Source organism: Xanthomonas sp. NCPPB 3174, from assembly GCF_056725205.1.
On sequence record NZ_CM161517.1, the window covers coordinates 4,432,634 to 4,444,937 of the forward strand.

A 12,304-nucleotide genomic window follows, 5' to 3' on the forward strand; every position below is an offset into this window, starting at 1 on the left:
GGGTGTGTCGAATGATCGCCGTACGTGCGCTGTCGCAAAAATTTATTGTGATAAACCGCTCAAATGCGAACCTGAACATGCTCTAATGCCGCGCTCGCGCATCCCGGGGCCATGCCGATCCGGTGGCCCAGGCCGATCCGCGTGCCCATGGCGGCTTCCACCCGAGCCGCGCATGGCGTCCGTTGCCCCCACCCTCACCCTGGGCCGCTCCGACTGCGGGGCCGGCCCGCTTCCGGAGACCTGCAGAGATGGCGATGTCCCCCTTCACCCGCATCACCCGTTGCGCGCTGGCCGCCGCGCTGCTGGCCGCCAGCGGTTCGGCCTGGAGTTACGCGGTCAGCAAAGGCACGGTGGTGGACGACCGCGGCAACGCGGTGCAGCTGCGCGGCGTCAACTGGTTCGGCTTCGAAGGCAGCGCGCACACCGTGCACGGCCTGTGGGCGCGCAACTGGAAGGACATGATCACGCAGATGCAGGGCCTGGGCTTCAATGCCGTGCGCCTGCCGTTCTGCCCGCAGACCCTGCGCGGCGTCGCCCCCACCAGCATCGACTACGGCCGCAACCCGGACCTGCAGGGCCTGAACTCGCTGCAGGTGCTGGACAAGCTGGTCAACGAGTTGAGCAGCCGCGGCATGTACGTGCTGCTGGACCACCACTCGCCCGATTGCCAGGGCATCTCCGAGCTCTGGTACACCGACTCCTACAGCGAGCAGCAGTGGATCAGCGACCTGAGTTTCGTGGCCAAGCGCTACGCGTCGGTGCCGGGCGTGATCGGCATCGACCTGAAGAACGAGCCGAACGGCCGCAACACCTGGGGCACCGGCAACCTCAAGACCGATTGGAACAAGGCGGTCGAGCGCGCCTCGGCAGCGGTGCTGAAGGTGGCGCCGAAGTGGCTGATCGTGGTCGAGGGCATCACCGACAACCCGACCTGCTCCAGCAGCTACGGCTACTGGTGGGGCGGCAACCTGGAACCGCTGACCTGCACCAAGCTCAACGTGCCGGCCAACCGCCTGCTGCTGTCGCCGCACGTGTACGGCCCGGACGTGAACTGGCAGCCCTACTTCGGCGACAGCAGCTTCCCGGCCAACATGCCGGCGATCTGGGAGCGCCAGTTCGGCCAACTGACCCAGCGCGGCTACACCATGATGATCGGCGAGTTCGGCGGTAACGAAGGCCGCAACCAGGCGCAGGACCCGATCCTGCAGAAGGCGCTGATCGACTACCTGATCAAGAAGAACATCCGCAGCGGTTTCTACTGGGCCTGGAACCCGAACAGCCGCGACACCGGCGGCGTGCTCGACGACGACTGGACCACCGTGCGCACCGAGAAGATGACCGGGCTCAAGCGGCTGTGGGGCGACACCAGCGGCACCACGCCGACCCCGACTCCGACTCCGACGCCCACCCCGGAGCCGACGCCGACCCCCACGCCGACCCCGGCCCCGGGCAGCGCCAGCTTCAGCACCAAGATCATCGTCGACAGCGACTGGAACGCCGGCTACTGCGAACGCGTGCAGGTGACCAACAGCGGCAGCGCCACCGGCAACTGGGCGGTCACCCTGTCCATCAGCGGCACCGTCAACAACCTGTGGAACGCCACCTGGACGCAGTCGGGCACCACGCTCAGCGCCAGCGGCGTGGACTGGAACAAGACCCTGGCCCCCGGCGCCACCGCCGAGTTCGGGTTCTGCGCCGCCCGCTGAAGGCCGCGCCATCGCCCCGCGCACCCCGCGGGGCAACACCCGACGGCAGCGTCCCACGACGCTGCCGTTGGCGTTTCTGCGCTCCCCATCACCGCCCGGCCACGGCCAGGCGCCTGCGCATCGGCCGGCCATGCGCAATCGGTGGACAAGCGCGTCTTCTGCAACCGCAGTCACGGCCGCCGCGGCGGACACTGCCGATCATCGCCGCCGAGCATCCGCCCCCCTTTGGCCGGCGCGCTCCGCACCGGCCGCCATCGGAGCATCGCAATGAACAGGTCCCTGCATTCCCGCATTACCCGCTGCCTGCTGGCCGCGGCGCTCGTGGCCGCCAGCAGCCCGGCCTGGAGCTACGCCATCAACCAGGGCAAGGTGGTGGACGACGCCGGCAACGCCGTGCAGCTGCGCGGCGTCAACTGGTTCGGTTTCGAGACCTCGCAACACACCGTGCACGGTCTGTGGGCGCGCAACTGGAAGGACATGATCACGCAGATGCAGGGCCTGGGCTTCAACGCCGTGCGCCTGCCGTTCTGCCCGCAGACGCTGCAGGCGGTGTCGCCCGGCAGCATCGACTACAGCCGCAACCCGGACCTGCAGGGCCTGAACTCGCTGCAGATCCTGGACAAGGTGGTCAACGAACTCAGCAGCCGCGGCATGTACGTGCTGCTCGACCACCACACTCCGGACTGCAACGCCATCTCCGAGCTCTGGTACACCGGCAGCTACAGCGAGCAGCAATGGCTGGACGACCTGACCTTCGTGGCCAAGCGCTACGCGTCGGTACCAGGGGTGATCGGCCTGGACCTGAAGAACGAGCCGCACGGCGCCGCCACCTGGGGCAGCGGCAATGCCGCCACCGACTGGAACAAGGCCGCCGAGCGCGCGGCGGCGGCGGTGCTGAACGCCGCGCCGAACTGGCTGATCGTGGTCGAAGGCATTTCCAACACGTCGACCTGCTCCAGCGACACCGCGCACTTCTGGGGCGAGAACCTGGAACCGCTGGCCTGCACCGCGCTGGCCATTCCGGCCAACCGCCTGCTGCTCGCCCCGCACGTGTACGGGCCGGACGTCTACATGCAGCCGTACTTCAGCGCCTCCAACTTCCCGGCCAACATGCCGGCGATCTGGGAGCAGCACTTCGGCCAGTTCGCCCAGGCCGGCCACGCGCTGCTGCTGGGCGAGTTCGGCGGCAAGTACGGCCAGGGCAACCCGCTGGACGTGCAGTGGCAGAACGCGCTGGTCGACTACCTGATCGGCAAGGGCATCCACAGCGGCTTCTACTGGTCGTGGAACCCCAACAGCGGCGACACCGGCGGCATCCTCAACGACGACTGGAGCACGGTGCGTACCGACAAGGTGACCCTGCTGAAGAAGCTGTGGGACGGCGACGGCAGCAGCACGGGCGGTGGCGGTGGTAACGGCGGCGGTAACGGCGGTGGCAATGGTGGAGGCGGTGGTGGTGGTGGTGGCAACGGCGGCGGCGGAACGCCCACGCCGCCGCCGTCCGGCAGCAGCTTCAGCACCAAGGTGCTGGTCGACAGCGACTGGAACGCCGGCTACTGCAACCGCGTGCAGGTGACCAACACCGGCGGCAGCAGCGGCGACTGGAGCGTCACCCTGTCGATCAGCGGCACGGTCAACAACCTGTGGAACGCCACCTGGACCCAGTCGGGCACCACGCTCAGCGCCAGTGGCGTGGACTGGAACAAGACCCTGGCCCCCGGCGCCACCGCCGAGTTCGGCTTCTGCGCCGCACGCTGAGCGCTCCGCGGCTTGCCTGACGGCACGCGCCCGGCCACTCCCTCGGGGGATGGCCGGGCGCGCTGCCGGCCGTCCGCCAGCGCACCGCGCTGTGCCATCAGTCACGTTCCCGCTGCCGCCGCCGGCCCTCTATGCTGGCGCACTGTCCACACTCAGGCCCGGCCCATGCTCCGACCCTTGTCGCTGTTGATCTCCAGCATCCTTACCCTCGGCACCGGCGCCGCCCTGGTGGCCGCGCCGTCGGCCCTGGCCGCGGCCACGCCGGGCCAGGCGACCGCGCCGGAGATCGCCTACACCCGCTTCACCCTGCCCAACGGCCTGACCGTGGTGGTGCACGAGGACCACAAGGCGCCGGTGGTGGCGGTGAGCATCTGGTACCACATCGGTTCGGGCGACGAGCCGGCCGGCAAGACCGGCTTCGCGCACCTGTTCGAGCACCTGATGTTCTCCGGCTCGGAGAACCACAAGGGCACCTATTTCCAGCCGTTCGAGAAGGTCGGCGCCACCGACATGAACGGCACCACCTGGTTCGACCGCACCAACTACTTCGAGACCGTGCCGACCACCGCGCTGGACACCGCGCTGTGGATGGAATCGGATCGCATGGGCCACCTGCTCGGCGCGATCGGCCAGAAGGAACTGGACACCCAGCGCGGCGTGGTCCAGAACGAGAAGCGCCAGGGCGAGAACCGCCCCTACGGCCGCGTCGACGAGAACATCCTGGCCAACATCTTCCCGGCCAACCACCCGTACCAGCACGACACCATCGGCTCGATGGCCGACCTCGACGCGGCCTCGCTGGACGACGTCAAGCAGTGGTTCCACGACAACTACGGCGCCGCCAACACCACCCTGGTACTGGCCGGCGACATCACCGTGGCGCAGGCCAAGGCCAAGGCCGAGCAGTACTTCGGCGACATCCCCGCCGGCCGCCCGGTGCCGCGCCAGCAGCCGTGGATCACCCCGCTGGCCAAGCAGACCCGCGGCGTGCAGCACGACCACGTCGCGCAGCCGCGCATCTACCGCACCTGGGTGGCGCCGCAGTTGGGCACCGACGACGCGGTGCTGCTGGACCTGGCCACCACCGTGCTCGGCGGCGGCAAGACCAGCCGCCTGTACCAGCGCCTGGTCTACCGCGACAAGCTGGCCGACGACGTGTCCGCCGGGCTGCAGTCGTTCGCGCTGGCCAGCCAGCTGCAGATCACCGCCGACGTGAAGGAAGGCGTGGACCCGGCCAAGGTCGAGGCCGCCATCGCCGACGAACTGCAGAAGTTCCTGGCCGAAGGCCCCACCGCCGACGAACTGCAGCGTGCGCAGGTGGGCTACCGCGCCGGCTTCGTGCGCGGCCTGGAGAAGGTCGGCGGCTTCGGCGGCAAGGCCACGGTGCTGGCCGAGGGCCAGGTCTACCGCAACGATCCGGGCGCCTACAGGAAGGACCTGCAGCGCGCGCAGGACGCCACCGTCGCCAGCGTGCGCAAGGCCGCCGACACCTGGTTCGGCAAGGGCGACTACCTGCTGACCGTGCTGCCGGCGCCGGAGGGCTTCGATCCGGCGGCCGAGGACAAGGCGGTCAAGCCGCTGCCGGCAGCCCCGGGCAAGCCCGCGCCGAAGGTGCCGGCCAAGGGCAACTACAGCGTCGGCAAGACCCAGGTCGATCGCGCCGCCGGCGTGCCGGAGACCACCCAGTTCCCGAGCCTGAGCTTCCCGCAGCTGCAGCGCGGCAAGCTCAAGAACGGCATCGAGGTGGTGCTGGCCGAGCGCCACACCATCCCGGTCACGCAGATCCAGCTGCTGTTCGATGCAGGCTATGCGACCGACCGCGGCAGCAAGCTCGGCACCGCCAACTTCACCGCGGCGCTGATGAACGAGAGCACCCGCAACCTGGATTCGGTGGACGTGGCGCAGCGCCGCCAGCGCCTGGGCGCGATGACCAGCGTGTCCTGCGAACTGGACAGCTGCGATGCCTCGCTCAACGCGCTCAACGACCAGTTGGCGCCGTCGCTGGCGCTGTTCGCCGACATCGTGCGCAACCCGGCGTTCAAGGCCGACGACATCGAGCGCATCCGCGGCCAGTGGCTGGCCTCGATCGCGCAGGAGAAAACCCAGCCGCAGGGCCTGGCGCTGCGCACCCTGCCGCCGCTGCTGTACGGCCCCACCCATCCGTACGGCGTGCCGCTCACCGGCACCGGCACCGAGGCGGCGATCAAGAGCCTGACCGCGGGCGACCTGAGCGCGTTCCAGAACAACTGGCTGCGTCCGGACAACGTGCGCATCCTGGTCGCCGGCGACACCACCCTGGACAAGATCATCCCGCAGCTGGATGCCGCCTTCGGCGACTGGCAGGCCCCGGCCGGCAAGCGCCCGACCAAGAGCCTGCCGCAGGTGGCCGCGCAGCCCAAGCCGCGCGTGTTCCTGATCAACCGCGACGATGCCCCGCAGTCGCTGATCCTGGCCGGCCTGCTGGCGCCCTCCACCAAGGCGCCGAACAACCTCGCCATCGGCGTGGCCAACGGCGCCTTCGGCGGCACCTTCACCTCGCGCCTGAACATGAACCTGCGCGAGGACAAGCGCTGGGCCTACGGCGCCAACAGCTTCATGATCGACGCGATCGGCCAGCGCCCGTTCCTGTTCTTCGCCCCGGTGCAGACCGACAAGACCGCCGAATCGGCCGCCGAGATCCTCAAGGAAGCCAAGGCCGTGGTCGGCGACAAGCCGCTGACCGCCGACGAGATCGCCAAGATCAAGGAACAGCGCGTGCGCGCCCTGCCGGGCAGCTTCGAGACCACCAGCGCCGTGCTCGGCGCGATGGAAGGCATCGTCCAGTACGGCCGCCCGGACGACTACGTGCAGACGCTGAAGACGCGCCTGGAAGCGATCGACCAGCCGGCGGCGGAAGCGGCGATCAAGGAGATCGTGGCGCCGCAGGCGATGACCTGGGTCATCGTCGGCGACCTCAAGCAGATCGAAGCGCCGGTGCGCGCGCTGAAGCTGGGCGAGGTGCAGGTGCTGGACAGCGACGGCCAGCCGGTCAAGGCGAAGGCCGCGGCCAAGCAGTAACGCCGCACACGCATGGCGGGGCTGCCCCGCCATGCGCCACGCGCCGACGCCGGCATCGGGCGTCGGCGCCATCGCAGCGCATCGCCAACGCGCGATGCGACATGCGACATGCGACGACAGTGAGTGAACGCGCAGGCTGCGCTGCGGCGCAGCCTGCCCGCATCTGCCCTCGCATGCGCGGGTCGCGGATGGGTCGCCAAGGCGGTGCGCCGCGCCTGTCCTTCACGGCGCCTGGTCGCAACGCTTGGTATCCGCAAGGCCTGTCCTGGCCTGCCACCGCCGATGCCGACCGCTTCTCCCCGCCGCGTCGCCGCTCCCCGCATCCGCGTCGGCTGCGCCGGCTGGTCGATCGCCAGCACGCAACGCGCCTTGGTCGGCGACGGCGCCAGCCAGTTGGCGCGCTATGCCACCCGCTTCGACGCGGTCGAGATCAACTCCACGTTCTACCGCGCCCACCGCGCCAGCACCTACCAGCGCTGGGCCGACAGCGTGCCGACGGGGTTCCGCTTCTCGGCCAAACTGCCACGCACCATCACCCACGACGCGCGCCTGCACCGCGTCGCGCCGCTGCTGAAGACCTTCCTCGCCGAGGTCGGCCATCTCGGCGACAGGCTCGGCTGCCTGCTGGTGCAACTGCCGCCAAGCCTGGCCTTCGATGCGCGCACCGCCGCCACGTTCTTCGCGATGCTGCGGCGCCGCTGGCAGGGCGGCATCGCCTGCGAACCGCGCCACGCCAGTTGGTTCAGCGCACGCGCCGAGGCACTGTGGCAGCGCCATCGCATCGCGCGCGTGGCCGCCGACCCGGCCCTCACCGCCAGCGCCGCGCAGCCGGCAGGCGCGGCGGCGCCGGCCTACTGGCGCTGGCATGGCGCGCCGCGCGTCTACTACAGCGACTACGCCGACGCCACGCTGCGCAACCTGGCCGAGCGCGTCGCCGCCGCCACGCCGCACCCGCACGAAGCCTGGGTGATCTTCGACAACACGGCGCTGGGCCACGCCCTCGACAACGCCGCCACGCTGCAGGCGCAGCTGCGCGCGCTCGGCGTCGGCGCCGCCGACTGATCGCCGACGCGTGGCCGTCGGCCGTCGGCCGTCTGGCGTGCGCCGCGTCACGCTTGCGCGCTTGTCCACGCGACCTCGCCACGCCCTGCGGTATGGTGCTGCGCCTCGCGATCCGCACCAGACCCGACGCCGCCCATGACCGATGAAGCCCAGCGCCAGCGTGTCCTCGACAGCTACCGCATCGTCGACAGCCTGCCCGAGGCCGCCTACCAGGACATCGTGCAGATCGCCGCCGCGCTGTGCGACACGCCGATCGCGCTGCTGTCGCTGCTGGACCGCGACCGCCAGTGGTTCAAGGCAAGGATCGGCCTGGAGCTGCCGCAGACCGAGCGCAGCCAGGCGGTATGCGACCACGCCATCCGTGCGCCCGAGCACATGCTGGAAGTGCCCGACCTCGCCGACGATCCGCGCTTCGCCGACCTGCAGATGGTCCGCGGCGACACCGGCGCACGCTTCTACGCCGGCATGCCGCTGGTCACCGAAGAAGGTGTCGCGCTGGGCACGGTCTGCGTGCTGGACACCGCGCCGCGCCAGCTCACCGAGACCCAGCGCGACGGTCTGCGCGCGCTGGCGCGCACCGCCATGCGCCTGCTCGACGAACGCCGCCGCGCGCTGCAGCGCGAACGCGAGGCGCTGCTGCAGGCGCATCCGGCCGCCAGCGTGGACGCCCCCGCCGACGGCCGCTACCGGGTGGTGATCCTGGAAGTGCAGGAACTGGCCGCGCTGGCCGAGCGGCAGAGCGAGCGCCTGCTGGGCAGCAGCCTGCAGCAGCTCGACCGCACCCTGGCCAGCTACGTGCACGACGGCGGCGCCGACACGGTGGACCGCGCCACCGAGCATGCCGAGTTCATCGTCATGCTGCATGGCGCCGATGCCGAGCAGAAACTGCGCGGCCTGCGCGAGATCGCCGCGCGGCAGCAGGCGCTCGGGCTGACCGTGCTGGTCGGCGACGCCCAGGCCACGCGGGCGGACGAGCCGATCGGGCAGGTGTTCCTGCGCGCCGAGGCCGCGCTCAGCGCCGAGAAGGATCGCCAGCCGCCGCAGGCGCCCTGACCGGCGGGAGGACCGCCGACCGGCGCGCGTGGCGCGCCGGCAGCGCTGGTCGGCGCAGCGGGCGCGCACTCACGCGTACCGGCCCTGGCCGCGCGCTGGACGACCTACCGCCCCGATCCGGCAGGCGGCGCCACCCATCCGGCTGAAGAGGCCTCCCGGCCGCCGCCCGGGCGACGGACACCCGCCCCGCCTCAGCGGCCCCGTTCTTGCATCCCTCCAGGCGTTGCGGTCCCTCACCGGTGCGAGCCGGGCGGCGCGCGGCCGCCAGGGCAGGATCGGCAGCCGCGCCTTGCGGATCCGGCCGCGCGCCCCGTCCCCGCTTCGGTCGTTTACCATGCCGCACGCATCCTGCTCTGGACCCGACATGAGCCATGCCGCTCCTCCCTGCTGCACCCCGCTGCTGAGCCTGTCGCTCGGCCTGTTGCTCGGCACCGCCGATACCGCCATGGCGGAGGCCGCGCCGGCGACGACGCTGACCGCGCCGGCACCGCCGCCGCAGACGCCCGACCTGGCCTACCCGGAACTGTTCCAGGCGGTGCAGCAGCAGGAGCTGTTCGACGACCAGAAGCACTTCGTCGACGCGCTGCCGCTGCGCGACCCGGCGCTGATCAACGCCGACTATCTGGCGCAGCGCCAGCAGCCCGGTTTCGACCTGCGCCGTTTCGTCGCCGCCAACTTCGAGGAATCCGGCCCGGTGCAGACCGAGGCGATCCGCCAGGACACCGGCCTGCGCGAGCACATCGACGCGCTGTGGCCGCTGCTGGTGCGCCGCCAGGTCGACGTGCCGCCCTACAGCAGCCTGCTGTCGCTGCCGCACCCCTACGTGGTGCCGGGCGGGCGCTTCCGCGAGGTCTACTACTGGGATTCCTACTTCACCATGCTCGGCCTGGTGGAGAGCGGCGAACACGAACGCAGCCGGCAGATGCTGGACAACTTCGCCTACCTGATCGACACCTACGGGCACATCCCCAACGGCAACCGCACCTACTACCTGAGCCGCTCGCAGCCGCCGTTCTTCTCGCACATGGTGCAGTTGCAGGCCAAGGTGGAAGGCGATGCCGCCTGGGCGCGCTACCTGCCGCAGTTGCAGAAGGAATACGCGTACTGGATGGAAGGCGCGCAGACCCTGGCCCCAGGCAGCGCGCATGCGCACGTGGTGCGCCTGGCCGACGGCAGCCTGCTCAACCGCTACTGGGACGCCCGCGACACGCCGCGCCCGGAAGCCTGGCTGCACGACGTGCGCACCGCCGCCGAGGCCAAGGACCGCCCCGCCGCCGAGGTCTACCGCGACCTGCGCGCCGGCGCCGAGAGTGGCTGGGACTATTCCAGCCGCTGGCTCGGCGACCGCAAGACCCTGGCCAGCATCCGCACCACCGCGATCGTCCCGGTCGACCTCAACAGCCTGCTCTACCACCTGGAGACCACCCTGGCCCTGGCCTGCGCCAAGAACCCGGGCGCGCCCGGCTGCGACACCGACTATGCCGCCCTGGCCAGCGCCCGCAAGACCGCGATCGACAAGCACCTGTGGAGCGATGCCGGCTACTACGCCGACTACGACTGGCAGCAGCGCCGGCTGCGCGAGCAGGTCACCGCCGCGGCGCTGTACCCGCTGTTCGTCGGCGTTGCCTCGCCGGCGCGGGCCAAGCGCACTGCCGACACCGTGCAGGCGCAGTTGCTGCGCCCCGGCGGCGTGGCGACCACGCGCCTGCACACCGGCCAGCAATGGGACGAACCCAACGGCTGGGCGCCGCTGCAATGGATCGCCGTGGACGGCCTGCGCCGCTACGGCCAGGACACGCTGGCGCAGCGCATCGGCAGCCGTTTCCTGGCGCGGGTGCAGGCGCTGTTCGCGCAGCAGCACAAGCTGGTGGAGAAGTACGGCGTGGACGCGCAGGCCAAGGGCGGCGGCGGCGGCGAGTACGCGTTGCAGGACGGCTTCGGCTGGACCAACGGCGTCACCCTGCTGCTGATGGATCTGTACAACGCCCCGGCCGCAACCGCGCCCACCGCGCCGCAGCCGCGCACGCAGCCGGAACCGGAGCCGGCATTGCCCTGAGTCGCCCGGGGTCCACACCGCGCCCGGCCGGGGCACGCGCCTGGCGCCGAAGCCGCCGTGGGGCGTGGCGGCCTGCGCAGGGCAGGCAGGCGCGTGGGCGATGACCGCGACCGTCGCCCCCGACGTCGGCGACGTGGCCGACCAGGACGCGGCCGCACAGGCCGCCGTGCTGCGCGGCCTGCCGTCGCAGGCGCAGCTGTGGCACTGGATCGAACGCCTGAACGGGTTCGGCCCACGCCTGACCGGCAGCCCGGCGCACGCCGCGGCGATCGACTACCTGGCCGCCGAACTGCAGGCGCTGGGCCTGCAGGTCCAGCGCGACCACCTGCCGCTGCGCCTCTGGACGGCGCATGCCACGCAGCTGACCCTGGACGACGGCAGCGCGATCGCGGTCGCCGCGCCCCTGCCCTACTCCGGCGTCACGCCACCCGACGGCCTCGCCGGCGAACTGGTCTGGTTCGACGGCCGCCCGCGCTCGTTCCGCAAGGCGCGCGGCAAGATCGCGGTGGTGGCCCTGCGACGTCGCGACCTCGATCGGACCTTGCTGACGCTGGCGTTCAAGCGCAAGGCGCGGCTGCCCGACGGCGACGCCGACTTCGCATCGTCCATCACCACCCCGCTGCTGACCGGCCTGCAGGCGGTGGCGCTGGACAAGGCGCGCCGGCACGGCGTGCGCGCCGTGATCTGCGTGTTCGAGGGCGTTTCCGAGGCGCAACTGCACGGCCAGGTGCTGCCGTTCATCACGCCGTACCGCGACCTTCCGGCGGTGTGGGTGAGTGCACGCCACGCCGAGGCGCTGCGTGCCGCGGCCGCGCAGCGCAGGCAGGCGCGGCTGACCCTGCACGCCACGCTGCAGGACACCACCACCGACACGCTGTATGCGGTGCTGCCCGGCCGCGCCCAGGACGAGACGCTCATCGTCAACACCCATACCGACGGGCCGAACGCTTGCGAGGAGAACGGCGCGGCCGGCGTGTTGGCACTGGCCCACGCCTTCGCCGCGCTGCCGCGCGCGGCGCGGCGCCGCACCCTGGTGTTCGTGCTGGTCACCGGCCATTTCCAGTTGCCGCAGATCGGCGTGCGCGGGCGCCAGGCGACCTCGGCCTGGCTGCAACGGCATCCGCAGCTGTGGGACGGCCGCGGCGGCCACGCGCGCGCGGTGGCCGGCATCACCATCGAGCACCTCGGCTGCACCGAATGGCGCGACGACCTGGCGGCCGGCGCGCCAGCACCGACCGGCAAGCTGGAACGGGACCTGGTGTACACGGCCACGCCGGCACTGGATGCGCTGTACCGGCAGGCCTGCGCCGGGCGCAGCAAGCTGCGCGCGCTGACCCTGTCGCCGCGCCTGGAGGTGGCGATGCTCGGCGAGGGCCAGCCGCTGTACCAGGCCGGCATCCCGGTCGTGGCCACCTGCCCGATCCCCGACTACCTGTGCCAGGTCCTGCCGGAGGGCGGCATCGCGCGCCTGGACCCGGCGTATGCGCAGCAGCAGGTGGAGACCTTCGCACGGCTGCTGGCGCGGCTCGACCAGCGCGACGCCGCACAGATCGGACGTATTGCGCTCACGCCGGGCCGGCTGCTGTCCCGCCTGATCGAACGCCTGCGCTGA

7 protein-coding genes are annotated in these 12,304 nt (G+C 71.2%); all 7 read left to right on the top strand.

Annotation, left to right across the window (positions count from 1 at the left end; all coding sequences use genetic code 11):
* The first annotated feature begins 254 nt into the window (after positions 1-254).
* The 7 genes from AC1PK7_RS19110 to AC1PK7_RS19140 all read left to right on the top strand — a co-directional run bounded on the left by AC1PK7_RS19110 (position 255) and on the right by AC1PK7_RS19140 (position 12,304).
* Entirely contained in the window at positions 255-1,706 is a 1,452-nt protein-coding gene (locus tag AC1PK7_RS19110) for a cellulase family glycosylhydrolase (protein WP_481100937.1), read from the top strand.
* Positions 1,707-1,973: 267 nt separating this feature from the next.
* On the top strand, positions 1,974-3,464 hold the full coding sequence (locus tag AC1PK7_RS19115) for a cellulase family glycosylhydrolase (protein WP_481099152.1): 1,491 nt from the start codon (positions 1,974-1,976) through the stop codon (positions 3,462-3,464).
* 165 nt (positions 3,465-3,629) lie between these two features.
* Positions 3,630-6,521 (top strand): M16 family metallopeptidase, encoded by a 2,892-nt coding sequence (locus tag AC1PK7_RS19120; protein WP_481099153.1) that lies wholly within the window; start codon positions 3,630-3,632, stop codon positions 6,519-6,521.
* 282 nt (positions 6,522-6,803) lie between these two features.
* Positions 6,804-7,583 carry a DUF72 domain-containing protein gene (locus tag AC1PK7_RS19125; RefSeq protein WP_481099154.1) on the top strand — a complete coding sequence of 260 codons (780 nt, stop codon included), beginning with the start codon at positions 6,804-6,806 and terminating at the stop codon, positions 7,581-7,583.
* Positions 7,584-7,718: 135 nt separating this feature from the next.
* Entirely contained in the window at positions 7,719-8,636 is a 918-nt protein-coding gene (locus AC1PK7_RS19130; RefSeq protein WP_481099155.1) for a GAF domain-containing protein, read from the top strand.
* A 364-nt stretch (positions 8,637-9,000) separates the two neighbouring features.
* A complete protein-coding gene (treA, locus tag AC1PK7_RS19135) occupies positions 9,001-10,692 on the top strand; it encodes an alpha,alpha-trehalase TreA (protein ID WP_420008083.1) in 1,692 nt (563 codons plus the stop codon).
* Positions 10,693-10,792: 100 nt separating this feature from the next.
* Complete coding sequence (locus tag AC1PK7_RS19140) at positions 10,793-12,304, top strand: hypothetical protein (protein WP_481099156.1); 1,512 nt, start codon at positions 10,793-10,795, stop codon at positions 12,302-12,304.

What these genes read in the sequence shown, in the direction of transcription:
- AC1PK7_RS19110 (WP_481100937.1), top strand. Translation starts at nt 255, where the DNA reads ATGTCCCCCTTCACCCGCATCACCCGTTGCGCGCTGGCCGCCGCGCTG.
- AC1PK7_RS19115 (WP_481099152.1), top strand. Translation starts at nt 1,974, where the DNA reads ATGAACAGGTCCCTGCATTCCCGCATTACCCGCTGCCTGCTGGCCGCG.
- AC1PK7_RS19120 (WP_481099153.1), top strand. Translation starts at nt 3,630, where the DNA reads ATGCTCCGACCCTTGTCGCTGTTGATCTCCAGCATCCTTACCCTCGGC.
- AC1PK7_RS19125 (WP_481099154.1), top strand. Translation starts at nt 6,804, where the DNA reads ATGCCGACCGCTTCTCCCCGCCGCGTCGCCGCTCCCCGCATCCGCGTC.
- AC1PK7_RS19130 (WP_481099155.1), top strand. Translation starts at nt 7,719, where the DNA reads ATGACCGATGAAGCCCAGCGCCAGCGTGTCCTCGACAGCTACCGCATC.
- treA (WP_420008083.1), top strand. Translation starts at nt 9,001, where the DNA reads ATGAGCCATGCCGCTCCTCCCTGCTGCACCCCGCTGCTGAGCCTGTCG.
- AC1PK7_RS19140 (WP_481099156.1), top strand. Translation starts at nt 10,793, where the DNA reads ATGACCGCGACCGTCGCCCCCGACGTCGGCGACGTGGCCGACCAGGAC.